General features: G+C 72.6%; 21 protein-coding genes and 1 riboswitch. Of the genes, 15 read left to right on the top strand and 6 right to left on the bottom strand.

Annotation, left to right across the window (positions count from 1 at the left end; translation table 11 throughout):
• The first annotated feature begins 126 nt into the window (after nucleotides 1–126).
• The 6 genes from IE200_RS08275 to pcrA all read left to right on the top strand — a co-directional run bounded on the left by IE200_RS08275 (nucleotide 127) and on the right by pcrA (nucleotide 6,976).
• Nucleotides 127–1,488 (top strand): ATP-binding protein, encoded by a 1,362-nt coding sequence (locus IE200_RS08275; protein ID WP_191278912.1) that lies wholly within the window; start codon nucleotides 127–129, stop codon nucleotides 1,486–1,488.
• Nucleotides 1,485–2,150 (top strand): LuxR C-terminal-related transcriptional regulator, encoded by a 666-nt coding sequence (locus IE200_RS08270; protein WP_191278911.1) that lies wholly within the window; start codon nucleotides 1,485–1,487, stop codon nucleotides 2,148–2,150. The genes IE200_RS08275 and IE200_RS08270 overlap by 4 nt, the downstream gene beginning before the upstream one ends.
• A gap of 99 nt (nucleotides 2,151–2,249) precedes the next feature.
• Complete coding sequence (locus tag IE200_RS08265) at nucleotides 2,250–3,680, top strand: APC family permease (RefSeq protein WP_191278910.1); 1,431 nt, start codon at nucleotides 2,250–2,252, stop codon at nucleotides 3,678–3,680.
• A complete protein-coding gene (locus IE200_RS08260) occupies nucleotides 3,680–4,123 on the top strand; it encodes a universal stress protein (RefSeq protein ID WP_191278909.1) in 444 nt (147 codons plus the stop codon). Before IE200_RS08265 ends, IE200_RS08260 begins: the two co-directional genes overlap by 1 nt.
• Before the next feature lie 25 nt (nucleotides 4,124–4,148).
• Nucleotides 4,149–4,502, top strand: a complete 354-nt coding sequence (locus IE200_RS08255) for a hypothetical protein (protein ID WP_191278908.1) — start codon at nucleotides 4,149–4,151, stop codon at nucleotides 4,500–4,502.
• 71 nt (nucleotides 4,503–4,573) lie between these two features.
• A complete protein-coding gene (gene pcrA, locus IE200_RS08250) occupies nucleotides 4,574–6,976 on the top strand; it encodes a DNA helicase PcrA (RefSeq protein ID WP_191278907.1) in 2,403 nt (800 codons plus the stop codon).
• A 66-nt stretch (nucleotides 6,977–7,042) separates the two neighbouring features.
• Here pcrA and IE200_RS20695 read toward each other — a convergent pair whose 3' ends face one another.
• Nucleotides 7,043–7,765 (bottom strand): M23 family metallopeptidase, encoded by a 723-nt coding sequence (locus IE200_RS20695; protein ID WP_229856291.1) that lies wholly within the window; start codon nucleotides 7,763–7,765, stop codon nucleotides 7,043–7,045.
• 265 nt (nucleotides 7,766–8,030) lie between these two features.
• Nucleotides 8,031–9,341: a cryptochrome/photolyase family protein gene (locus IE200_RS08240; RefSeq protein ID WP_191278906.1), complete on the bottom strand. Its 1,311-nt coding sequence runs from the start codon at nucleotides 9,339–9,341 to the stop codon at nucleotides 8,031–8,033.
• Nucleotides 9,342–9,467: 126 nt separating this feature from the next.
• Between IE200_RS08240 and sucC the strand changes: the two genes are divergently transcribed.
• On the top strand, nucleotides 9,468–10,637 hold the full coding sequence (gene sucC, locus IE200_RS08235; protein ID WP_191278905.1) for an ADP-forming succinate--CoA ligase subunit beta: 1,170 nt from the start codon (nucleotides 9,468–9,470) through the stop codon (nucleotides 10,635–10,637).
• Between the two features lie 17 nt (nucleotides 10,638–10,654).
• Nucleotides 10,655–11,536: a succinate--CoA ligase subunit alpha gene (sucD, locus tag IE200_RS08230; RefSeq protein ID WP_191278904.1), complete on the top strand. Its 882-nt coding sequence runs from the start codon at nucleotides 10,655–10,657 to the stop codon at nucleotides 11,534–11,536.
• Between the two features lie 24 nt (nucleotides 11,537–11,560).
• On the opposite strand, the gene IE200_RS08225 is transcribed toward sucD, so the two are convergent.
• Genes IE200_RS08225 through IE200_RS08215 form a run of 3 tightly spaced genes read right to left on the bottom strand, consistent with a single transcriptional unit; the run spans nucleotide 11,561 to nucleotide 15,013 of the window.
• Nucleotides 11,561–11,764, bottom strand: a complete 204-nt coding sequence (locus tag IE200_RS08225) for a hypothetical protein (RefSeq protein WP_191278903.1) — start codon at nucleotides 11,762–11,764, stop codon at nucleotides 11,561–11,563.
• A 6-nt stretch (nucleotides 11,765–11,770) separates the two neighbouring features.
• Nucleotides 11,771–13,090: a hypothetical protein gene (locus IE200_RS08220; RefSeq protein WP_191278902.1), complete on the bottom strand. Its 1,320-nt coding sequence runs from the start codon at nucleotides 13,088–13,090 to the stop codon at nucleotides 11,771–11,773.
• Nucleotides 13,091–13,126: 36 nt separating this feature from the next.
• Nucleotides 13,127–15,013, bottom strand: a complete 1,887-nt coding sequence (locus IE200_RS08215; protein WP_191278901.1) for a SigE family RNA polymerase sigma factor — start codon at nucleotides 15,011–15,013, stop codon at nucleotides 13,127–13,129.
• Nucleotides 15,014–15,159: 146 nt separating this feature from the next.
• On the opposite strand from IE200_RS08215, the gene IE200_RS08210 reads away from it, so the two are divergent.
• From IE200_RS08210 to IE200_RS08185, 6 genes are all read left to right on the top strand, one after another.
• Nucleotides 15,160–16,410 (top strand): cell division protein PerM, encoded by a 1,251-nt coding sequence (locus IE200_RS08210; protein ID WP_191278900.1) that lies wholly within the window; start codon nucleotides 15,160–15,162, stop codon nucleotides 16,408–16,410.
• The gene (locus IE200_RS08205) at nucleotides 16,365–17,609 is read left to right on the top strand and encodes a YibE/F family protein (protein ID WP_191278899.1); all 1,245 of its coding nucleotides are present in this window, start codon (nucleotides 16,365–16,367) and stop codon (nucleotides 17,607–17,609) included. Before IE200_RS08210 ends, IE200_RS08205 begins: the two co-directional genes overlap by 46 nt.
• A 10-nt stretch (nucleotides 17,610–17,619) precedes the next feature.
• Nucleotides 17,620–18,237, top strand: a complete 618-nt coding sequence (gene purN, locus IE200_RS08200; RefSeq protein WP_191278898.1) for a phosphoribosylglycinamide formyltransferase — start codon at nucleotides 17,620–17,622, stop codon at nucleotides 18,235–18,237.
• Between the two features lie 2 nt (nucleotides 18,238–18,239).
• Nucleotides 18,240–18,317: riboswitch (ZMP/ZTP riboswitch) on the top strand.
• 23 nt (nucleotides 18,318–18,340) lie between these two features.
• On the top strand, nucleotides 18,341–19,918 hold the full coding sequence (gene purH / locus IE200_RS08195; RefSeq protein WP_191278897.1) for a bifunctional phosphoribosylaminoimidazolecarboxamide formyltransferase/IMP cyclohydrolase: 1,578 nt from the start codon (nucleotides 18,341–18,343) through the stop codon (nucleotides 19,916–19,918).
• Nucleotides 19,919–19,944: 26 nt separating this feature from the next.
• Nucleotides 19,945–20,793, top strand: a complete 849-nt coding sequence (locus IE200_RS08190) for a bifunctional methylenetetrahydrofolate dehydrogenase/methenyltetrahydrofolate cyclohydrolase (RefSeq protein WP_191278896.1) — start codon at nucleotides 19,945–19,947, stop codon at nucleotides 20,791–20,793.
• A 1-nt stretch (nucleotide 20,794) separates the two neighbouring features.
• The gene (locus IE200_RS08185; protein WP_191278895.1) at nucleotides 20,795–21,199 is read left to right on the top strand and encodes a DUF3017 domain-containing protein; all 405 of its coding nucleotides are present in this window, start codon (nucleotides 20,795–20,797) and stop codon (nucleotides 21,197–21,199) included.
• An 88-nt stretch (nucleotides 21,200–21,287) separates the two neighbouring features.
• Here the strand turns inward: IE200_RS08185 and IE200_RS08180 are convergent, their stop codons facing one another.
• Nucleotides 21,288–22,274 (bottom strand): malate dehydrogenase, encoded by a 987-nt coding sequence (locus tag IE200_RS08180; RefSeq protein ID WP_191278894.1) that lies wholly within the window; start codon nucleotides 22,272–22,274, stop codon nucleotides 21,288–21,290.
• A gap of 111 nt (nucleotides 22,275–22,385) precedes the next feature.
• Here IE200_RS08180 and IE200_RS08175 point away from each other — a divergent pair, with 111 nt between their 5' ends.
• Nucleotides 22,386–23,081 carry a hypothetical protein gene (locus tag IE200_RS08175; protein ID WP_191278893.1) on the top strand — a complete coding sequence of 232 codons (696 nt, stop codon included), beginning with the start codon at nucleotides 22,386–22,388 and terminating at the stop codon, nucleotides 23,079–23,081.
• The last annotated feature ends 13 nt before the right edge of the window (nucleotides 23,082–23,094 follow it).

Here is a 23,094-nt window from a genome sequence, read left to right as displayed (position 1 = left end):
CCGCGGGCGTCGCGACCATCGGGGAGAGCCCTGATCCTTCGGCACGTGGGCGAGGGAGGGCTCAGGGTCTCCTCGGGGTCAGTCCTCATGGTCGCGGACCGGCGACCCTGCGACGATGGAGGCACGATGAGCCAGCCCTCCGCCCCCTCCCGTCCGGTGCGTCCCGGCACGCCGCGTCGCGCCTACCGCGACCTCGGTGCGCCCATCGCGGGCGGTGTCGCCGCGGGGCTGGCCCGGCACCTCGCGCTGCCGGTGCTGTGGGTGCGCGGCTTCTTCGTGGCGACGGCGTTCCTCGGTGGCTTCGGCCTGATGCTGTACGCCGGGCTGTGGGTCTTCCTCCCCGCCGACCAGCGCTTCGAGGTGGGTGCGCCCGGGCTGGAGAGCGCGACCCGCACCGGCCGTCGCCCCGGCCGCCGCTCGCGGCTGCGCGACGCGGGACCCGCGATCGCGCTGGGTGCCCTGTTCTTCGGCGTGGTCCTCGGCGTGGAGGGCCTCTTCGGCCAGGGTGTGCTGTTCTGGCCGGTGGTCCTCGGCGTCGCCGGCATCGCCCTGCTGTGGCGCCAGGCCGACGAGGCGCAGCGCGAGCGGTGGATCGACTCGTCCGGGAGCATCGACCCGTTCCGCGCGGTCTTCGGCAACGGCGGCTGGGCCGCGTACGGCCGCATCGCCGCAGGCCTCGGGCTGATCGTCACCGCCCTGATCGTCTTCGCCGTCGCCGCCGGGCAGGCGACCTTCGCCGTCCCCGTCCTGGTCGCCGGTCTCCTCGGGCTCGCGGGGCTCGCCATCGTCGTCGGTCCCTGGGCCAAGCGGCTCATCGACGACCTCGGCGCCGAGCGGGTCGAGCGGGTGCGCACCCAGGAGCGCGCCGACATGGCCGCCCACCTGCACGACTCGGTCCTCCAGACCCTCGCGCTGATCCAGAAGAACGCCCACGACGCCACCACCGTCGCGCGCCTGGCCCGCTCGCAGGAGCGCGACCTGCGCCAGTGGCTCTTCGAGGCCGAGTCCACCGACGCGACCACGCTCGCCGGTGCGCTGAAGGAGATGGCCGCCGACGTCGAGTCGCAGCACCCGGTGGTCGTCGACGTGGTCACCGTGGGCGACTGCGACCTCGACGAGTCCCTGCGCCCGGTCGTCCTCGCCACACGCGAGGCCGTCGTCAACGTCGCCAAGCACGCCGGCACGCAGCGCGCCGACGTCTACGCCGAGACCACCTCCGGCGCCGTCGACGTGTTCGTCCGCGACCGCGGAGCCGGCTTCGACCTCGGCGCCGTCGCCACCGACCGGCACGGCGTGCGCAGCAGCATCCTCGACCGGATGCAGCGCCACGGCGGGCGGGCGGACGTACGCTCTGCCCCCGGCGAGGGCACCGAGGTGCGCCTCCACATGCCCCGCCGTCCGCACAGCCAGCAGACCTCCCAGCCCCAGACCCAGCCCCAGACGCAGTCCGAGCCCCAGCCCCCGGCCCCCGACGAGGAGACCCGATGACCGAGACCGCCAGCGCAGGACCCGTGCGGGTCGTCCTCGTCGACGACCACGCGATGTTCCGGGCGGGGGTGCGCGCCGAGCTCGCCGCCAGCGGCGCGGGCGTGGTCGAGGTCGTCGGCGAGGCCGCCGACGCGGACGCTGCCGTCGACGTGGTGCGCGAACTGCGCCCGCAGGTCGTGCTGCTCGACGTGCACCTGCCCGGCGGGGGAGGCGTCGAGGTGATGCGCCGCCAGCCCTCGCCCGACACGCTCTACCTCGCGCTGTCGGTCTCCGACGCCGCCGAGGACGTCATCGGGACCATCCGCGGCGGGGCCCGCGGCTACGTCACCAAGACCATCACCGGACCCGAGCTCGTCGACGCCGTCGTGCGGGTCGCCGGGGGAGACGCGGTGTTCTCGCCGCGCCTGGCCGGCTTCGTCCTCGACGCGTTCGCGGGTTCGATCGACGTCGCGGCCGTCGACGAGGACCTCGACCGGCTGACCGAGCGCGAGCGGGAGGTGATGCGCCTGATCGCCCGCGGCTACGCCTACAAGGAGGTCGCCAAGGAGCTCTTCATCTCGGTCAAGACCGTCGAGACGCACATGTCGTCGGTGCTGCGCAAGCTCCAGCTCTCGAGCCGTCACGAGCTGACGAAGTGGGCCTCGGACCGGCGCCTGCTCTGAGCCCGGCACCGCCCCCGCACGGGTGGGCGCCGATTGACATCGGCCCCCGGAGGCGGTGGGGTCGAGTGATCCCCACCCCCACTCGGGAAGCGAGGCCCCGTGGCCGACTCCACCGCCACAGTTCCGTACGCCGATGACGACGAGGACCGCCTCAAGCGGTCCATCACCGGCCCGCAGCTGTTCTTCTACACCCTCGGCGACGTCCTGGGCTCCGGCATCTACGTGCTCATCGGCCTGGTCGCGGCCGCGGTCGGCGGTGCCTTCTGGATCGCGTTCGCCGCCGGCGTCACGGTGGCCGCGATCACCGGGTCGGCCTACGCCGAGCTGGTGACGAAGTACCCCCAGGCCGCCGGGTCCTCGCTCTACGTCCAGAAGGCGTTCGGCAACAAGGCCCTCACGTTCCTGGTGACCGTGTCGTTCCTGTCCGCGAGCTTCGCCGCCACGGGCTCGCTGGCGACCGGCTTCGCGTCGTACTTCTCCCAGCTCTTCGACGGGGGCGGGCCGCCGGCGGTGATCGTCTCGCTGGTCTTCGTCGCGGTCCTGGTCGTCATCAACTTCATCGGCATCACCGAGTCGGTGGTGATGAACATGCTGATGACCTTCATCGAGCTCAGCGGCCTGGTCATCGTCATGGTCATCGGCATCTGGTACGTCGCGGAGGGCAACGCCGACTTCGGCGTCCTCATCGACATCAGCGTCTCGGGCAACCCGGCACTCGCCGTCCTGGCCGGCGTGGCGCTGTCGTTCTTCGCGATGACCGGCTTCGAGAACACCGCCAACGTCGCCGAGGAGACCGTCGACCCCTACCGGGCCTTCCCCCGCTCCCTCATCGGGGGCATGGTCGTCGCGGGCGTCGTCTACGTCCTGGTGTCGATGGCCGCGGCCCTGACCGTGCCGGTCGACACCCTGGCCGAGTCCGAGGTCGCGCTGCTCGAGGTCGTCAAGCAGGGGATCCTGCCCTTCTCCACCGACCTGATGACCACGATCTTCACCGTCATCGCGCTGGTCGCGATCACCAACACCACCCTGGTCACCCTCGTCACCCAGCCCCGCATCCTCTACGGGATGGCGCGCGAGGACGTGGTGCCCGGGGTCTTCGCCAAGGTCCACGAGACGCGACGCAGCCCCTGGGTGGGCCTGCTGTTCAGCGGACTGGTCGTGGGCACCCTGCTCGTCACCGGCTACGCGGTCACCGCGGCCGGCGGGGGCATCGACCTGGTCAACCGGCTCGCGCTGGTGACGGTGGTCTTCCTGCTGGTCATCTACGCGCTGGTGATCGCGACCTGCCTCAAGCTGCGCGGGCAGGACGAGGACGAGCGGGCCTTCCGGGCCAGCACCCCGCTGCTCGTCGTCGGCCTCCTCGGCAACCTCGCCATCCTCTACTACGCGGTCTACGACGACCCGGCCTCGCTGCTGTGGTGCGCCGGCCTGCTGGCGGTGGGTGTCGTGCTGTTCCTGGTCGAGCAGCTGCTCGGTGGCGGGTCGGCCCGTCCCGGCACCGCCTCACGCACGCCGAAGGGAGACCTCTGATGCACGTCATCGTCGCCACGGACGGCTCGAAGCAGTCGCTGGCCGCCGCCAAGCACCTCAAGTCCTTCGCCGACCCGACGAAGATCTCCGAGATCTCCGTCGTCGCGGTGCTCCGTCCACTCGCGTCCGTCGCGTTCGCCGACGACGTGTCGGGGGGCGCGTTCGACGGGTCGTTCCGCGACGCCGCCCAGAGCGCGGTCGACACGATCGCCGCGGTCTTCGAGGGCTGGGGCCCCAAGGTCAACAAGCGCATCCGCAGCGGTTCGGCGGCCAACGAGATCATCAAGGCCGCCAAGCAGTACGACGCCGGTCTCGTCGTGGTCGCCGCCGGCGGTCGCGGCCTGAGCGACGCCGTCCTCGTCGGCAGCACCGCGCAGCGCGTCCAGCACTACGCGCCGTGCCCGGTGCTCGTCGTACGCCCGGCGCCCCGGCAGAGGAAGTAGGCACGCACCGCCCTAGGGTGTGGCCATGGAGACCCTGCGGCTGGTGCTGCTCTTCGTCCACATCCTCGGCTACGCCGCGCTGCTCGGCGGCCTGCTGGTGCAGCTGCGCTCGGAGCAGAAGGCCGTCAACTCGTTGATGCGCGACGGCTCCGGCACGGCCTTCCTGGCCGGGCTGCTGCTCGTCGGCGTGCTGGAGGCCCTCGGCAGCCCCGACCACGTCAAGCTCGGCGTGAAGTTCGCCGTCGGCCTCGTCATCCTGGTGCTGGTGATGGTCAACCTGCGCAAGCCGAGCATCCCGCAGGGGCTCTACTACGCCCTGCTGGCGCTGACGGTCGCCAACATCGCGGTCGCGGTGTTCTGGTCGCCCACGCACGCCTGATCCACCTCGGTCCACAGGGCGGCGGGAGCGGGCGTACGGCTGTCCCACCGCCCGCATAGGCTGGACGGGACATGAGCCGTACTGACACCCCTGCCGGTCCCGCCGACCAGGCGCTCTTCGAGCGCACCGACCACCCCCTCCTCGCCGGGCTCAACGAGCCCCAGCGGGCGGCCGTGGTGCACTCCGGTGCGCCCCTGCTCGTGGTCGCCGGCGCGGGATCGGGCAAGACCCGGGTGCTCACCCGGCGCATCGCCTGGCTGATCAACGAGCGCAAGGCCCACCCCGGCTCGATCCTCGCGATCACGTTCACCAACAAGGCCGCTGCCGAGATGAAGGCCCGCGTCGAGGACCTGGTCGGCCGGCGCGCGCGGATCATGTGGGTCTCCACGTTCCACTCCGCGTGCGTGCGCATCCTGCGCAAGGAGATCGACCGGGTCGGGCTGAAGTCCAACTTCTCCATCTACGACGCCGCCGACTCCAAGCGGCTGATGACGCTCGTCCTGCGCGACCTCGAGCTCGACCCCAAGCGCTACCAGCCCAACGCCGTGCTCAACTGGGTCTCCGACCAGAAGAACGAGCTCCGCGACGCCGAGGACGCCGCCAAGGAGGCGCGCAACTCCTTCGAGGAGGCCTACGCCAAGGCGTTCGCGGCCTACCAGCGCCGCCTGCGCGAGGCCAACGCCCTCGACTTCGACGACCTCATCATGACGACCGTCCACCTGCTCCAGGCGTTCCCCGACGTCCGCGAGAACTACCGTCGCCGGTTCCGCCACGTGCTGGTGGACGAGTACCAGGACACCAACCACGCCCAGTACAGCCTCATCCAGCAGCTCTGCGGCACCTCCTTCGAGATCGACCCCGTCGAGGCCGCGGGTGAGCAGGTCGGGCCCAGCGAGCTGATGGTCGTCGGTGACGCCGACCAGTCGATCTACGCCTTCCGTGGCGCCGACATCCGCAACATCCTCGACTTCGAGCAGGACTTCCCCGACGCCACCACGATCCTGCTCGAGCAGAACTACCGCTCGACCCAGACCATCCTGAGCGCCGCCAACTCGGTGATCGGCAACAACCGCGGACGCAAGCCCAAGCGGCTGTGGACCGACGCGGGAGAGGGTGAGCGCATCGTCGGCTACGTCTCCGACGACGAGCACGACGAGGCCCGCTTCGTCAGCGAGGAGATCGACCGGCTCGTCGACGAGCACGGCGTACGCCCCGCCGACGTCGCCGTCTTCTACCGCACCAACGCCCAGTCGCGCGTGTTCGAGGAGGTGTTCATCCGCACCGGCCAGCCCTACAAGGTCGTCGGCGGGGTGCGCTTCTACGAGCGCAAGGAGGTCCGCGACGCGCTGGCCTACCTGCGGGTGCTGGCCAACACCTCCGACGAGATCTCGCTGCGCCGGGTGCTCAACACGCCCAAGCGCGGCATCGGCGACCGGGCCGAGGCCTGTGTCGCCGCGCTCGCCGAGCGCGACCGGATCACCTTCTGGGAGGCGCTGACCCGGGCCGCGGAGGCGCCCGGGCTCGCCACGCGCAGCCTGAGGAACATCGAGTCGTTCGTGGCGATCATGCAGGAGCTGCAGTCGATGGTCGAGGCCGACGAGCGCCCCGACGTGATCCTCGAGTCGGTCCTCGAGCGCACCGGCTACCTGGCCGAGCTCGAGGCCAGCGACGACCCCCAGGACGGCACCCGCGTGGAGAACCTCGCCGAGCTCGTCGCGGTGGCGCGCGAGTTCGCCGAGGACCCGCAGCCGGGCCCGAGCGCCGACCCGTCGGAGGTCGAGGCCGGCACGGTGGCCGTCGGGCTGGGCGACTTCCTCGAGCGCGTCGCGCTCGTCGCCGACGCCGACCAGATCCCCGACGCCCCCGACGGCGACGACTCCGGGGTCGTCACGTTGATGACCCTCCACACCGCCAAGGGCCTGGAGTTCCCCGTCGTCTTCCTCACCGGGCTCGAGGACGGGGTCTTCCCCCACCAGCGCTCGCTCGGCGACCAGCCCGAGCTCGAGGAGGAGCGACGGCTCGCCTACGTCGGGCTGACCCGTGCCGAGAAGCGCCTCTACATCTCGCGTGCGCTCGTCCGCTCGGCGTGGGGCGCGCCCAGCCACAACCCGGCCAGCCGCTTCCTCGACGAGCTCCCGGTCGACCTCGTCGACTGGCGGCGCACCGCGGCCGAGCAGACCCGGTGGGGACGCCAGGACCTCACCGGCGGATCCACGCGACTCGGCACGCCCACCGACGCCGGGCGCCGCAACTTCAGCTCCGCCGCGCTGCGCGCCGACGCCGCGGCCAAGGCCAAGCCGGCCCGCGCCATCCCGAGCCTGTCGCCGGGCGACCGGGTGGTCCACGACTCGTTCGGGATGGGCACCGTCGTGGCCGTCGAAGGTGCTGCGGAGAAGTCCGTGGCCTCCATCGACTTCGGCTCCGAGGGCGTCAAGCGGCTGCTCCTGCGCTACGCGCCGGTGGAGAAGCTCTAGCCCCGCGAGGGACGGTCGAGCAGCTACTCGATCTTCCGTGACCTCAAGCCCGCTTCGCGGGCTCGGTCACGGAACGATGCCGTGCTCGACGAACGCCTGGAACGGGTCGACCGGACCGCCGCCGCCGGGGCGGACCTCGAGGTGCAGGTGCGAGCCGGTGACGTTGCCGGTGGCGCCGACGGTGCCGATGGTCTCGCCCCCGTTGACGCGGTCGCCGACCGAGACGTAGATCGCGGTCTGGTGGCAGTACCAGATCTCGGTGCCGTCATCGAGGGTGACGACCGTCTTGTTGCCGTACGCCCCGTCGTAGCCGGTCGAGGTGACCGTGCCGTTGGCGACGGAGAGGATCGGGTCGCCGCTGTTGGCGTTGAAGTCGAGGCCGGTGTGATAGCTGGCCCAGAGACCGTACTGGCCGAAGGTGGCGGTGATGCCGTAGCTGTTGAGGGGGAGAACCCACTTGTTCTCCTTGATCTTCGCCGCCTGCTTCTCCGCGGCCTCGCGCATCTCCTCGAGCTTCGCGGCGCGCTCGGCCATCTGCTTCTCGGCCAGGGCGATGAGCTCGGGGTCGGTCTCCTCGCTCCCGGGGTCGCGGGTGGCGTCGCGGCTGACGATCACGCCGCGGCGCGAGAGCGCCTGCCCGGCGGCCTGGCCCACCGACCCGGCGGCCTCGACCGCGGTCCCGGTCGAGGTCAGCGCGGTGACACCCGTCCCGGAGGCGGTGACGGCGCCACCGGCGGACACCGCGAGGACGGCGACGCCGGCCACGAGGGGGAGGGACGGGAGCTTCACCAGGGGACGGCGCGACGGCGTGGTGGCGCGCCGCTTGCCGATCGTGGGTGCATCCGGTGCCGAGGTGCGTCGCCTGGGAGCGCGCTCCGCTCGGTGGTTGCCCATGGAGGAGTTACCAATCTGCCGGATCGTCAGGGGGGTTCGGGTCGGCTAGACCGCGCACGACTGTAACGGAAGGATCACGGGAAAGTGCAACCCTCGACCAAAAGAGTTCACATACCCCGGTGCGACGCCCGTTATGCGGACGTCCTGCGGCGGGCACGCGTCAGCCACGCACCGCCTGGTAGCGCTCGAGCGCCTCGCGCCGCTCGTCGGCGTGGTCGACGATGCGCAGCGGGTAGTCGTGCTCGTAGCCCACGTCGGACTTCCACGGCTCGTGCGCGGCCTTGCCCGGCAGGTGCGCCAGCTCGGGCACCCACCGCCGTACGTAGTCGCCCTGCGGGTCGAACTTGAGGCCCTGGGTGACGGGGTTGAAGACGCGGAAGTAGGGAGAGGCGTCGGTCCCGGTGCCGGCCACCCACTGCCACCCGTGGTTGTTGGAGGCGACGTCGCCGTCGATCAGCAGGTCGAGGAAGTGCCGCGCCCCCACGGGCCACCACACGTGGAGGTCCTTGGTGAGGAAGGACGCGGTGATCATCCGCACCCGGTTGTGCATCCACCCGGTCTCGCGCAGCTGCCGCATCCCCGCGTCGACGATGGGGAACCCGGTCGTGCCGGTGCGCCAGGCCTCGATGGCGTCCTCCGGGTCGTCGTACCTCATGCCCTCCAGCGCCGGCTTGAGGTCCGACCAGGCCGACTCGGGGGAGTGCCACAGCACGTCGGCGTAGAAGTCGCGCCAGGCCAGCTCGGTGGCGTAGGTCGAGCCGTGGTCGACCTCGGCGAGCAGCGAGCGGGGGTGCAGCACCCCGAGGTGGAGGTACGGCGAGAGCCGCGAGGTGCCGTCGTGGTCGGGCCGGTTGCGCTCGGAGCCGTAGTCCTGCAGGCCGTCGTCGCGGAAGGCGCGCCAGCGACGCCAGGCGGCGTCCTCCCCGGCGCCGGGCAGGTCGAACGGAGCGTCGTCGACGGCCCGGTGCAGCAGGTCGAGGGCGCGCCGGTGGGAGTCGCCCGGCTCGATGTCGGGGGAGCGGGGCGTGCGGGCGGGCTCCGACCAGCCGTGCTCGCGCCAGGCCCGCGCGAAGGCGCTGAACACCTGGTAGGGGTCGCCGCTGCCGTTGCGGACGCGCCCCGGCCCCACGGCGTACGGGGAACCGGTGGCCACGAGCTCGACCTGCTCCCCGACCGCGTCGTCGCGCCGGCGACCGTACGGCGTGGTCTCGCCGGCGACGTGCACCCGCCGTCCGTCCGCCACCCGGGGCACGACCTCGCGCGGGTCGCCGTGGTGGATGGTCAGCGGGATCCGCTCGGCGAGGGACAGCACGTTGGCGGCGAGCCACGCGCGTCGCGCGGGCCCGGCGCCCGCCCAGATCGCGGGGTCGAGCACGAAGAGCGCCGTCACCGGGCCCTCCTCGAGCGCCGCGAGCAGCGCCGGGTTGTCCCTGACCCGCAGGTCCCTGCGGAACCACATGACCGATGACATGGCCTCAACGTAGTCCGGGAGTGAGCACCACCACGCTCACCCGACCTCGTGCGACCACGCTCGGGAGGTCTAGGGTGCCGAGAGGTAATCCCCCCCTGCTCGCAGACGAAAAGGACTGGTCACCTCGTGGACCTGATGGAATTTCAGGCGAAGGAGCTCTTCGCCAAGCATGGAGTAGCGACCACCCTGGGTGTCGTGGCCGAGACCCCGGAGGCCGCCCGCGCTGCCGCCGAGGAGATGGGCGGCGTCACCGTCGTCAAGGCGCAGGTCAAGGCCGGCGGCCGCGGCAAGGCGGGCGGCGTCAAGATCGCCAAGACCGCCGACGAGGCCGAGTCCTACGCCCGCGACATCCTCGGCATGGAGATCAAGGGCCTCACCGTCAACCGGGTCCTGGTGACCCCGGCGACGCCGCCGGTGGAGGAGTACTACTTCTCCTTCCTGCTCGACCGCTCCAACCGCTCGCACCTGTGCATCGCCTCGGTCGAGGGCGGCGTGGAGATCGAGGAGGTCGCCAAGACCAACCCCGAGGCCGTGCGCCAGATCCGCATCGACGCCCTCGAGGGCGTGACCCCGGAGAAGGCCGCCGCGATCGTCGACGAGGCCAAGTTCCCCGCCGAGCTGCGCGACCAGGCCATCGAGATGGTCCAGAAGCTGTGGAAGGTCTACGTCGAGGAGGACGCCACCCTCGTCGAGGTCAACCCGCTCGCCCGGCTCGAGGGCGACAAGCTCGAGGCCCTCGACGGCAAGGTGTCGCTCGACGACAACGCCTCCGAGGTGCGCCACCCCGACCACGCTCAGTTCGAGATCCGCGAGGAGGCCGACCCGCTCGAGGCGAAGGCCAAGGACAAGGGCCTCAACTACGTCAAGCTCGACGGCCAGGTCGGCATCATCGGCAACGGCGCGGGCCTCGTCATGAGCACCCTCGACGTCGTCGCGTACGCCGGCGAGGCCCACGGCGGCGTGAAGCCGGCCAACTTCCTCGACATCGGCGGCGGCGCCAACGCGCAGGTCATGGCCGACGGCCTCGACGTGATCCTCCACGACGCGCAGGTCAAGAGCGTGTTCGTCAACGTCTTCGGCGGCATCACCGCCTGCGACGAGGTCGCCAACGGCATCAAGGGCGCGCTCGAGATCCTCGGCGACGAGGCCTCCAAGCCGCTCGTGGTGCGCCTCGACGGCAACAACGTGGAGGAGGGTCGCCGCATCCTCGACGAGCTCAACCACCCGCTGGTCACCCAGGTCGACACGATGGACGGCGCGGCCGACAAGGCCGCCGAGCTCGCCCACCGGGCCTGAGAGAGAGAACTGAAGAGATGTCTATCTACCTCAACAAGGACAGCAAGATCATCGTCCAGGGCATGACGGGTGGGATGGGTGCCAAGCACACCACCCTCATGGTCGAGTCCGGCGCCGACATCGTCGGCGGCGTCAACGCCCGCAAGGCCGGCACCACCGTCGAGCTCGGCGGCAAGGAGCTCCCGGTCTTCGGCACGGTCGAGGAGGCCATGAAGGAGACCGGCGCCAACGTGTCCGTCGCCTTCGTGCCGCCGGCGTTCACCAAGGACGCCTGCATCGAGGCCATCGACGCCGAGATCCCCCTCCTGGTGGTCATCACCGAGGGCGTCCCGGTCCTCGACACCGCCGAGGTCGTGGCCTACCTCGAGGGCAAGAGCACCCGGATGATCGGCCCCAACTGCCCCGGCATCATCACCCCGGAGGAGTCGCTGGCCGGCATCACGCCGCACACCATCGCGGGCAAGGGCCCGGTCGGCCTCGTGTCGAAGTCCGGCACGCTGACCTACCAGATGATGTACGAGCTGAAGGACTACGGCTTCTCCACCGCCATCGGCATCGGTGGCGACCCCATCGTCGGCACCACGCACATCGACGCGCTCGAGGCCTTCGAGAACGACCCGGAGACCAAGGCGATCGTGATGATCGGCGAGATCGGCGGCGACGCCGAGGAGCGGGCCGCGGCGTACATCAAGGAGCACGTGACCAAGCCGGTCGTCGGCTACGTCGCTGGCTTCACCGCCCCGGAGGGCAAGACCATGGGCCACGCCGGCGCCATCGTGTCGGGCTCCTCGGGCACCGCTCAGGCGAAGAAGGAGGCCCTCGAGGCCGCCGGGGTCAAGGTCGGCAAGACGCCGTCGGAGACCGCCGCCCTCATGCGTGAGGTCCTGCAGGACCTCTGACCACCAGAGGCTGGGCCGCCGGGCTCAGTCGAGACGGCCTCGCGGGTCCTCCTGCGGGGCCGTCGGTGATTTCGGGTGCCGCCCGGGACGAGCGGGAGCCTTCGCCTCCCACAGCACGCGCCACACGAGGTGGGCGCCCAGCAGGCGCACCGGCGCGACGGCGCTCAGGCGTCGCGGGGACGGCAGGGTCGGGCAGGCCGAGCTGGCCAGCGTCGATGGAATGGACATGATTACCTAGCACCCCGTTTTCGTGAACAGACACATGCGTGCGATCGACCTCGCGGCCTCGGAGCCCATGGCCTCGACCTGGGCGTGCCCGTCACCGCTCGGATAGCCGGCGTGGCCGCCGTGGCGCACCACCAGCACTGCCAGTCCCACCCGCACGACCAGCGAGCTCTCGCCGAAGGCCGACGGAGCCCCGTCGAACGTGTCGCGCTCGAGTATCGCCCACCCGTCGTCGCCGAGCGCAACCGGGCGGACCTCGCGGGTGGTCGCGAAGCCGTCCTCGCCGGCCGGCTCGTCCGGGCAGGCCCGCTGCTGGGAGACCAGGGCCTCGACCGCGGCGGCGGCGGCGTCCGCGTCGCCGTACGTGGTCAGCTGCCGGATCCGGTGGTCCTCCACGTCCACCCAGCCGGCGTGGAGCCGGTCGACGTGGCCGGACTCGTCCCAGGTCTCCCCGCACGCACGGAGCTCGACGGTGTCGGCGCCGCGGACCGGGCCCTGCCGGCCGTTGCCGGCACCGGGCTCGGCCGAGGAGTCCTCCGGCCAGCCGGCCAGCAGCGGGAAGTCGGCGGGGATCGCGGCCGGCGCGGGTTCCCCGGTGGGCTGCTCGGTGGGCTCCTCGGTCGGGTCCTCGGTCGGGTCCTCGGTGGCCTCCGGCCGCTCTCCGAAGGCCTCGAGCGCGGCGACGGTGTCGCGCAGGGGCTCCACAGTGTCGTCGACCGCCTGCTCGGCCCGGTCCGCGGTCCACTGCCCGTAGGTCGAGGTGAGCAGCACGGCCGGTCCGACCGGGACGACGTGGACGACGGTCGCGCCCGTGCCGGGTGCGCCGTCGAAGGTGTAGGTCCGCAGCAGCGTCGCGGCGGGTGCCGGCCCGAAGGGTGACGCGAGCACCTCGGTGCGGGCCTCCATCCCGTCGACGCCCCGCGTCACCTCGCAGTCGGTGGCGAGGGCGGTGATCTCCTCGCTGAGCGAGGTCGCCTCCTCGTCGCCGCTGAGGACGAGGAGCTCGCGGGTGTCGGCCGACTCACCGCCACTCGTGTCGGCGACCATCCGGTCCCGCGCGCCGAGGCCGCGCAGCGGCGTCGTACGGCACAGCTCGAGGTCGCGCAGGCCGGTGCCGGTCCGCGAGGTCGCGATCGTGTCCTGCGGACCGCCCATGCCGGCGGAGAGGGGGAAGTCGTCCGGGATGGTCACCCCGGACGCCTGCGCCGTGGTCGCCGACGCACCGGTGGATGCGGGCTCGCCCGACGGCTGCTCGCCGCACGCGCCCAGCGCCAGGACGCTCGCCAGGGCGCAGGCCGGGGCGGCGTGCCGCGGACGTCGGTGCCTCATGCCAGGTGAGACACCGCGCGCGCGGAAAAGGTTGCGTCAGCCGGACGAGTCGAGTCGTCCGAGGCGCTCGAGGACGCGTCGCGACAGGGCCACGAAGTCGGCGCGGGACATCGTCATCGTCCGGTCGGGGGCGAAGCCGAGCTGCGAGACCGCGGTGCCGTCACGCACGATCGCCATCAGGAACGGGAAGGACTGGCGGTCGTTGAGCTCGATGGTCAGCGCCCAGACGCTGAGGTCGGTCGTCCTCGTCGACCTCGTCTCGAGCTGGGTCACGCTGGTGCCGAGGTTGGCCCGGCCGCACTGCTGGATCCGGGTGCGCACCTGGTCGACGAACGCGCTCGCCCTGGCCTGCTTCATCGCCCCCACGGTCTGGGTGAGCCCGAGCTGGGAGGCGTCGGGCGTCTCGGGGAACAGGAACGTACGGGTCAGCGCCTTGCTGATCCCCTTGCCCTGGAACGTGGTGCGGTCGCACCGCGTGGCGGCGTAGTTGCTGCGGGCGCGCTCGGGCTCGGTGCCGACCCAGGGCCCCCGGACCCGGGCCACCGGGGGCAGGTCGACCACGGACAGCAGGCCGGGCGGCGTCCCGATGTCGAGGGGCGCGGTGGTGGTGGCGCGGGCGCGGCCGGCGCACCTGCCGGCGCCCTCGGCGCCGCAGAGACCGTTGACCGCAGCAGCGAGCCCCGTGAGGGCGGCCTTGTCGCCGACGGCCCTGCCCCGGCTGCGCACGGCCGTGGTGACGACGAGGCTGCCCGTCCGGGCCGTGCCGACCGTGATGGTCGCCGGCACCTTGCCCCAGGAGCGCAGCCGGAAGACCCGCGCCTGGTCCCCGACGCGCTTGACGGTGCGGGTGGTGAGCAGCTGGGTGCGGGGGTCGATGCAGCCCGCGAACCACAGCGACGCGGTCTCGAACCCCTGGGCGGCCTGCCGCTCGTTGCGCGACATCTCCACCATCTGCACCGCGGTGGACTCCACGCGGGTCACCTCGCGCGTGCGCCGACCCTTGCCGCCCGGGCGCTTGACGACGCGGGTCGTCGAGCCGTCCCAGGTGCGGGCGAGCGCGGTGACGCCGTCGGGGTCGGCGAAGCGCTCGCGCTGGCAGGGCGCGAGCAGCCCGTTGCCCGAGAGGTTGTCGGTGGTCGAGGTCTCGGTCCACTCCAGTCCCGACCCGAACCGGGACAGCTGTGCGGACGAGAGGAGGGCGTCCTCGTCGATGATCTGCTCGCCGGTGGTGTCGGTCCGTGGCTGGTGCACGGTCACGGCGGGCGTGGCTTTCTCCTCGCTGAGGCTCGTCGTCTCGGCGTTGGAGCCGGTCGCGACGAGCGAGCCCGACGCGAGGAGGGCGGCGGTCGCTACACCGGCGCCGATCACGGTGTGGGTGCGTCGCCGTGCCGCACCGGCGCGGCGGATGACCGTGGCCCGTGGCCACCGGATGTCCTCGAGCGGGGCGGCGAGGCCGTGGAGCAGCCGCGGGATCTCGGTGGTGGGGGCGTCGCGGTGCAGCGAGAACTGCGCGCTGGCGGTCTGGAGCTCGCGCTCGGCGTCGGCGCGCGGCAGGCCGACGGCGCGGGCCATGTCGGACAGCGTCAACGCGGAGAGACCGTTGAGGACCAAGAGCTCGCGCTGGCGCGACGAGAGCTTGGACAGGGCGTCGAGGGTGCTGCGCGCCTCGGGGTCGAGCGACTTGTCGCGGTGCCAGATCCGGGCGGTGTGGCGGCGCCGGGCCCGGCCGAGGGCGAGCGGTCGGACGTACGCGTCCCGGTCGTCGAGCTGGCCCACCTTGCGCCAGTGGTGCCACGCCACGACGAACGCGTCGCGGACGGCTGCACGGGCGGCCGGGGCGTCGCCGGTGAGTGCGTAGGCCTCGTGCAGGAGTCGGGTGCGGGTCTCGACGTAGTAGGCGTCGAACGTCTCGGGGCTCCTCATGACCGCTCCACGGTACGGGAGCGGCCAGCGGCGCGCACATCCTTCCCCCGGGTCCGCCGACGACGGGCAGGGGCCCGACCGGTGACCGCGCCGGGGCGGCGTGGGAGCACGATCTGCCGGCGCCACCGGGTGATGATGGGGCGGCCATGACGTCGCTCCTCACCCGCCCCGACCACGCGCGCCCCGAGGCTGCCCGGCCGCGCCCGCTCGTGCTGATCGCCACGCTGGGCGGCGCGATGGCCGCGCTCGGCCCGCTCGTGGTGCTGCTGGCGATCGGGGTCATCGGCTGGTTCGCCACCGACGCCGGCGTGCACGGTGCCCCGCGCGACGGCATGCGGATGGGCGCGCTGGCCTGGCTGGCCGGGCACGGCTCCGGGTTCACGGTCGACGGCGTCCGGATCGCCCTGGTGCCGCTCGGCGTCACCGCGGTCGCCGCGTGGTCGATGTGGCGCCTCGGGCACCGGGTCGGCGACGCGGTCTCCGGTCACGGCCCCGACGCCGACCGGATCTCCGACGGCGAGCGCGACCTCACCGTGCCCACCGCCGCCGCCCTGTTCCTCGCCGGGTACGCCGTGGTGGCGGTCGTCGTCGCGACCCTCGCGGCCGGCACCACCGCCGACCCGTCCCTGCCGCGCGTGCTCGGCTGGACCGTCATGCTGACCGCCGCCGTCGCCGCCCCGGCGATCGCGACCGGCTCGGGCCGCGCCGCCATCTGGGCGGCATTCCTGCCGGTGTCGGTGCGCGCCGGGGCCGCCGTCGCCGGCGCGGTCCTCCTCCGCCTGGTCGTGGTGTCCGCGCTCGTGCTCCTCCTCGCGCTGGCGCTGTCCTTCGACGACGCCGCCACGATGACGTCGCGGCTGCACCCGAGCCCGTCCGAGGCCGGGCTATACGCGCTGGTCAACGCCGCCTTCGTCCCCAACGCCGCCCTGTTCACCGGATCCTGGCTCCTCGGGCCCGGCTTCGCCGTCGGCGGCGCCACCCTCGTCTCGCCGGGCGCCGTCGTGCTCGGCCCGCTCCCGGTCGTGCCGCTCCTCGCCGCGCTGCCCGCCGCCGGCACACCCGCGGGCTGGGTCGGCGCGCTGATGGCGCTCCCGCCCCTGGTCGCCGCCTGGGGCGCCTTCCGCGCCCTGCGCGGCCGGCTCCTCACGTGGGACCGGATCCTGCTCGCCGGGTGCGGGGGCGGCCTGGTGGCGGGCTTCGGGTTCGCGGTGCTCGCCTCGCTCTCCGGCGGCGCCGCAGGGCCGGGGCGGATGCGCTTCGTCGGTCCCTTCACGCGTGACGTGCTGGTCCACTCGGTGACCGCCTGCGGGATCGGGGCGCTGCTGGGCGCGTCGTTGCTGGCGTTCGCGGCGTGGCGCTCGACCCGTACGGCCCGCGCGGCCGCGTCGGAGGACTGAGCGTGGGGGCTGGGCACAGCCACGGCGACCGCCCCTCCCTGGGGCCCGCGCCGCGGCGGCTGCGGGTGCTGCTGGCACTGGTCGTGGGCCCGCTCGTGCTCGCGACCCTGGTCGGCCTGGTGGTCCTCTGGCCCGAGGGCGACCTGCAGGTCAGCGGACCGGGGGTGGACGTCGAGCGGGGCACCGCCGAGGTGCAGTCGGTCGGGTCGTGCCGGCAGGAGGCGGCCGTCGAGGGCTGCCAGCAGGCCGAGGTCGAGCTGCTGAGCGGGCCGGGAGCCCCCGGCACGGCGCAGGCGCTCCTGCCCTACGGCTCGCAGGCGCCGGAGGTCGACGCCGGCGACCGGATCATCGTGTCCTTCACCGCGGAGGCACCCGCGGGCGAGCAGTACGCCTTCCAGGACTTCGACCGTGGGCCGCCGCTGCTCGTGCTGACGCTCCTCTTCGCGCTCGGCGTCCTCGCGCTGTCGCGCTGGCGCGGCATCGGCGCGCTCGCCAGCCTGGCGTACTCCCTGGTCCTCATCGCGGTCTTCACCCTCCCCTCGATCATGGAGGGCTCCTCGCCCCTGGCCGTCGCCGTGACCACCGCCGCGGCGATCATGCTCGTCACCCTCTACCTCTCCCACGGCCTCGACATCCGCTCCACCGTCGCGATGCTCGGCACCCTCGTGTCCCTCGTGGTGATCGGCGCGCTCGGCTGGGTCTTCACCCGGATCGGGCACTTCACCGGCCTGGTCGACGAGGGCAGCCAGTACATCTCCGGGATCGCCGCCCAGGTTGACCTGCGCGGGCTCCTGCTCGCCGGTCTCGTGATCGGGGCGCTCGGCGTGCTCGACGACGTGACGGTGACGCAGACCTGGGCGGTGTGGGAGCTCGCCGACGTCGACCCCGACGCGAGCGTGCGCTCGATCTTCGTGCGGGCGATGCGGATCGGGCGCTCCCACGCGGCCTCGACGGTCAACACCCTCGTCCTGGCCTACGTCGGCGCCACGCTGCCGCTGATGCTGGTCTTCTCCGCGCTCTCGCTGCCCTTCGGCATCGCGGTCAGCCAGGAGGTCGTGGCCCAGGAGGTCGTGCGCGGCCTCGTCGGCGGCCTCGGGATCCTCGCCGCCGTCCCGGTCACCACGGGCATCGCGGCGCTCGTCGCCGGCCGTCTGGTCCGCGACCGGACGGCGGACGGCGGGCCCTCGCACCGGGCCTAGACTTCCGGGCGTGAACCACCCCGCGCGCCTCGTCGTCCTCGTCTCGGGATCCGGCACGAACCTGCAGGCCCTCATCGACGCCTGCGCCGACCCGGCGTACGGCGCGCGCATCGTCGCGGTGGGCGCCGACCGCGAGGACATCGAGGGCCTCGCGCGCGCCGAGCGAGCCCAGATCCCGACCTTCGTGCGCCAGGTGTCCGACTTCGAGACGCGCGAGGGCTGGGACGCCGCGATCGCCACCGTCGTCGAGCGCTTCGAGCCCGACGTCGTGGTGTCGGCCGGCTTCATGAAGCTGCTCTCGCAGGACTTCCTCGACCGCTTCCTCACCCTCAACACCCATCCGGCGCTGTGCCCGGCGTTCCCCGGGATGCACGGTCCGCGCGACGCGCTCGAGCACGGCGTGAAGGTGACCGGGGCGACCCTGTTCGTGGTCGACGCCGGCGTCGACACCGGACCGATCGTGGCCCAGGTGCCCGTCGAGGTCGCCGAGGACGACGACGTGGAGTCGCTGCACGAGCGGATCAAGACCGCCGAGCGCGCGATGCTCGTCGACGCCGTGGGCCGGATCGCGCGCGAGGGCATCTCGGTCGAGGGCCGCCGGGTTCGCATCGGCGCCGAGTCTCGGTAGTCTGCGCAGCACACGACTGGCGCAGGTGGGACACCACCGGGGAGTGACGCGCGAGGGCATCGAACGCCTGGGTGCCCTCGACTCGAGAGCTACGAGGAGTCCCGTGCCCGACCACACCCCCGACCGTGTCCCGATCCGCCGAGCGCTGGTCTCCGTCTACGACAAGGCCGGTCTCGACGACCTGGTCCGCGGCCTCCACGACGCCGGCGTCGAGCTCGTCTCCACCGGCGGCTCGGCCGCGCTGATCGAGTCGCTCGGGCTGCCCGTCACCAAGGTCGAGGACCTCACCGGCTTCCCCGAGTGCCTCGACGGGCGCGTCAAGACGCTGCACCCGCGCGTGCACGCCGGCATCCTCGCCGACCGCCGTCTCGACACCCACGTGGCGCAGCTCGAGGAGCTCGGCGTCGAGCCGTTCGACCTCGTGGTGAGCAACCTCTACCCGTTCACGCAGACCGTCGCCTCGGGCGCCAGCCCCGACGAATGTGTGGAGCAGATCGACATCGGCGGGCCCTCGATGGTGCGCGCCGCCGCCAAGAACCACCCCAGCGTCGCGATCGTGACCTCGCCCGCGGCGTACGGCTCCGTCCTTGAGGCGGTCGCCGCCGGCGGGTTCACCCTCGCCGAGCGCCAGCGCCTCGCCGCGGAGGCGTTCGTCCACACCGCGACCTACGACGTCCACGTCGCGTCGTGGATGGGCAACGTGCTCACCGACACGAGCGAGGGCACCGGCTTCCCGGCGTGGATGGGGGCGACGTGGAACAAGGAGGCGGTGCTGCGCTACGGGGAGAACCCGCACCAGTCCGCCGCGCTCTACGGCAGCGGATTCCTGCCCGGCGGTCCGGGTCTCGCGCAGGCGACCCAGCACCACGGCAAGGAGATGTCCTACAACAACTACGTCGACGCCGACGCGGCCCGCCGGGCGGCGTACGACTTCGACGAGCCGGCCGTGGCGATCATCAAGCACGCCAACCCCTGCGGCATCGCCGTCGGGGCCGACGTGGCCGAGGCGCATCGCCTGGCGCACGAGTGCGACCCGGTGAGCGCGTTCGGCGGCGTCATCGCCACCAACGTCCCGGTCTCGGTCGCCATGGCCGAGCAGGTCGCCGAGATCTTCACCGAGGTCGTCGTGGCGCCCGGCTACGAGGACGGCGCGATCGAGGTGCTGCAGGCCAAGAAGAACATCCGCGTCCTGGAGTGCCCGCCGCTGGCCCCCGGTGGTGGCGACATGCGCGCGATCTCCGGCGGGCTGCTGCTCCAGGACCGCGACGTCATCTCCGCAGAAGGGGACGATCCCGCGACGTGGACCCTCGCGACCGGCGAGGCCGCCTCGCCCGAGGTGCTCGCCGACCTCGCCTTCGCCTGGCGCGCCTGCCGCGCGGTGAAGTCCAACGCGATCCTGCTCGCCTCCGGCGGCGCCTCGGTCGGCGTCGGCATGGGCCAGGTCAACCGCGTCGACTCCTGCCGCCTCGCGGTCGAGCGCGCGGGGGAGCGGGCCTCCTCGGCGGTCGCCGCCTCGGACGCGTTCTTCCCGTTCGCCGACGGACCCCAGATCCTCATCGACGCCGGGGTGCGGGCGATCGTCCAGCCCGGTGGCTCCGTACGCGACGCCGAGGTCGTCGCGGCCTGCGAGGCAGCCGGCGTCACGATGTACCTGACCGGCGCACGGCACTTCTTCCACTGAGGACGGGGCTCCCTAGGATGACCACCGTGACCGCACAGACCCTCGACGGCGCAGCCACCCTCAGGACGATCAAGGCCGAGCTCGCCCAGCGCGTCTCGGCGCTGCGCGAGCAGGGCGTGGTGCCCGGGCTCGGCACCGTTCTGGTGGGCGACGACCCCGGCTCGCACTGGTACGTCGGCGCCAAGCACAAGGACTGCGCGGAGATCGGCATCACCTCGATCCGCCGCGACCTCCCGGCCACGGCCACCCAGGCCGAGGTCGAGGCCGTCATCGACGAACTCAACGCCGACCCCGCCTGCACCGGGTTCATCGTCCAGCAGCCCACCGGGCTCGACGAGTTCGCGCTGCTCTCGCGCGTCGACCCCGACAAGGACGTCGACGGGCTGCACCCGACCAACCTGGGCAAGCTCGTCCTCGGCGAGGCCGGCCCGCTGCCGTGCACCCCGGTCGGGTCCATCGAGCTGCTGCGCCGCCACGGAATCGAGATCGCGGGCGCCGAGGTCGTGGTCGTCGGGCGCGGCATCACCGTCGGCCGCCCGCTCGGGCTGCTGCTGACCCGCCGCTCGGAGAACGCGACGGTCACGCTGTGCCACACCGGCACCCGCGACCTCGCCGCCCACGTGCGCCGTGCCGACATCGTGGTCGCGGCTGCCGGCGTGCCCGGCATCATCACCGCCGACATGGTCCGCCCCGGCGCCGCCGTCCTCGACGTCGGCGTCTCGCGCGTCGACGGCTTGGTCACCGGCGACGTGCACCCCGACGTGTGGGAGGTCGCCGGCTGGGTCTCGCCCAACCCCAAGGGCGTGGGTCCGATGACGCGCGCGATGTTGCTGAGCAACATCGTCGAGATCGCCGAGAAGTCCCTCCGGTCCTGACATGGCCGACGAACCGGACAGCCCGCACGGCTCCGACATCCCCGACACGCAGGCCCGTACGAGTCACATCGAGCCACCCGAGTCCGTACCACCCGTGTCGGCCGAGCCGGTCGACCCCGACGAGCCGCGCCGCTACCCCTCCACCATCGGCGGCGCGTTCTACCTGCTCGTGCTCGGCGCCGTCGGCGTGGCGATGGTGGTCGTCGTGCTCGACGAGTGGCGCACCGGCATCCGGCTGATGGGAGGGTCGCTGATCTTCGCGGCCGCCGTACGACTCGTGCTGCGCCGTCGTGACGCCGGCATGCTCGCGGTGCGGCACAAGCTGCTCGACGCGCTCATCCTCGTCGTCCTCGGCGGGGCGCTGATCTTCCTGGCCGGGTCGATCCCGGACCAGCCGGGCTTCTAGGGCCCGACAACGCACGAGCGGTGCGTGAGGCAGGTTTCCGGTGCCCGGAAGCTGCCTCACGCACCGCTCGGGTGCGTCGGGGGACGCGTCAGATGAGGCCGAGCTCGGTGACGGCCGTGCGCTCGTCGGCGAGCTCCGCGGTGGAGGCGTCGATGCGCGCACGGGAGAAGTCGTCGATCTCGAGGCCCTCGACGATCGACCAGTCGCCACCCGAGGTGGTGACCGGGAACGAGGAGATCAGGCCCTCGGGGACGCCGTACTCGCCGCTGGAGACCACGGCCATCGACACCCAGTCGTCCGGCGCAGAGCCGAACAGCCAGTCGCGGGCGGCGTCGATCGTGGCCGACGCGGCGGACGCGGCCGAGGACGAGCCGCGGGCGTCGATGATCGCCGCGCCGCGCTTGGCGACGGTCGGGATGAAGTCGTTCTCCAGCCAGGCCTGGTCGCCGACGAGCTCGGCGGCGTTCTGGCCCTTGACCTCGGCGTGGAACAGGTCGGGGTACTGGGTGGCGGAGTGGTTGCCCCAGATGGTCATCTTCGTGATGTCGGTGACCTTGGCGCCGGTCTTCGCCGCGAGCTGGCTGATCGCGCGGTTGTGGTCGAGGCGGGTCAGCGCGGAGAAGCGCTCGCGCGGGATGTCGGGGGCGTTGGTCATCGCGATGAGGGCGTTGGTGTTGGCGGGGTTGCCCGTCACACCGATGCGCACGTCGTCGGCCGCGACCGCGTTGAGGGCCTTGCCCTGCGCGGTGAAGATCGCGCCGTTGGCCGAGAGCAGGTCGCCGCGCTCCATGCCCGGCCCGCGGGGACGCGCGCCGACGAGGAGGGCGAGGTTGACGCCGTCGAAGATCTTCTCGGCGTCGGCGCCGATCTCGACACCGGCGAGGTTCGGGAAGGCGCAGTCGTCGAGCTCCATGACGACGCCCTCGAGCGCCTTGAGGGCGGGCTCGATCTCGAGCAGTCGCAGCTCGATGGGGCGGTCCGCGGCCAGCGCACCGCTGGCGAGGCGGAAGAGCAGGCTGTAGCCGATCTGGCCGGCGGCGCCGGTGACGGCAACCTTGAGAGGTTCGGAGGTCACGGTCGTACTCCTCGTGAGGGTGGTCTCGGATCTGTCCTGGGTTGTCCGGCTGACGCTAGCAGCGCCCGGTCGGGCGCCGGCGGCTGGTCTGCGGCTGGCATGCTGGCGCCCATGACGAGCGGGTCCCGGGCCGTACGCCGAGCGCGGGTGGCAGGGGCGCTGGGCGCCGGTCTCGTGCTCGGCCTGTCCGGGTGCGGCGGGATCGGCCAGCCCGCTCCGTACGACTCCCGCGGCATCAACGGCCTGGTGATCCCGACGCCGAGTCCCGTCCCGGCCGACTTCGTGACCGGGGTCGACAACGCCTGGCTGTCCCTCGAGCCCGGGGCCCGGTGGACCTACGAGATGACCGGCGAGACGTCCGGCGAGGAGTCCGTGCGCGGCACCGTCGTCGTGGAGGTGCTCGACGGCACCGTCGCGGTCGCGGGCCTCGACGCGACCGTGGTGGAGACCACCGTGGACCTCGACCGCACGACGCGCACCGCGACCGACATCTACGCCCAGGACGAGGCCGGCAACGTCTGGCTGGTCGGCGGCGACGCCGACGGCGTGTCGTGGCGCGCGGGGGAGGCCGGGGCCGAGGCCGGCCTCGCGATGCCCGCCGACCCGCGGCTCGGCGACGGCTGGCTGCTCCGCGACGTGCCGGGCCTGCCCCGGGCGAGCCGGACGATCGAGGACCAGTCCGACGTCCTGGTCCAGGTGCTCGACGAGGCCGGCACCACCACTCGTCGCGTGTACGAGGAGGGTGCCGGCCTCGTGGGGTTCGAGGACCTCGACGCCGGCTGGACGGCCGAGCTGGTCGGGAGCTAGCCGGGCTGGTCGG

Origin of the sequence: Nocardioides flavus (ex Wang et al. 2016) (assembly GCF_014653115.1) — a bacterium.
Lineage (GTDB): Bacteria > Actinomycetota > Actinomycetes > Propionibacteriales > Nocardioidaceae > Nocardioides > Nocardioides flavus.
Note: the sequence above shows the minus strand (reverse complement) of the source record. Positions and strands in the feature narration are given on the sequence as shown.

Bases quoted from the DNA above. Each gene is read 5' to 3' on its own strand.
- IE200_RS08275 (WP_191278912.1), top strand. From the start codon at position 127: ATGAGCCAGCCCTCCGCCCCCTCCCGTCCGGTGCGTCCCGGCACGCCG.
- IE200_RS08220 (WP_191278902.1), bottom strand. From the start codon at position 13,090: ATGAGGCACCGACGTCCGCGGCACGCCGCCCCGGCCTGCGCCCTGGCG.
- IE200_RS08260 (WP_191278909.1), top strand. From the start codon at position 3,680: ATGCACGTCATCGTCGCCACGGACGGCTCGAAGCAGTCGCTGGCCGCC.
- IE200_RS08255 (WP_191278908.1), top strand. From the start codon at position 4,149: ATGGAGACCCTGCGGCTGGTGCTGCTCTTCGTCCACATCCTCGGCTAC.
- IE200_RS08185 (WP_191278895.1), top strand. From the start codon at position 20,795: ATGGCCGACGAACCGGACAGCCCGCACGGCTCCGACATCCCCGACACG.
- IE200_RS08225 (WP_191278903.1), bottom strand. From the start codon at position 11,764: ATGTCCATTCCATCGACGCTGGCCAGCTCGGCCTGCCCGACCCTGCCG.
- IE200_RS08240 (WP_191278906.1), bottom strand. From the start codon at position 9,341: ATGTCATCGGTCATGTGGTTCCGCAGGGACCTGCGGGTCAGGGACAAC.
- IE200_RS08215 (WP_191278901.1), bottom strand. From the start codon at position 15,013: ATGAGGAGCCCCGAGACGTTCGACGCCTACTACGTCGAGACCCGCACC.
- IE200_RS08270 (WP_191278911.1), top strand. From the start codon at position 1,485: ATGACCGAGACCGCCAGCGCAGGACCCGTGCGGGTCGTCCTCGTCGAC.
- sucD (WP_191278904.1), top strand. From the start codon at position 10,655: ATGTCTATCTACCTCAACAAGGACAGCAAGATCATCGTCCAGGGCATG.
- pcrA (WP_191278907.1), top strand. From the start codon at position 4,574: ATGAGCCGTACTGACACCCCTGCCGGTCCCGCCGACCAGGCGCTCTTC.
- IE200_RS08210 (WP_191278900.1), top strand. From the start codon at position 15,160: ATGACGTCGCTCCTCACCCGCCCCGACCACGCGCGCCCCGAGGCTGCC.
- IE200_RS08175 (WP_191278893.1), top strand. From the start codon at position 22,386: ATGACGAGCGGGTCCCGGGCCGTACGCCGAGCGCGGGTGGCAGGGGCG.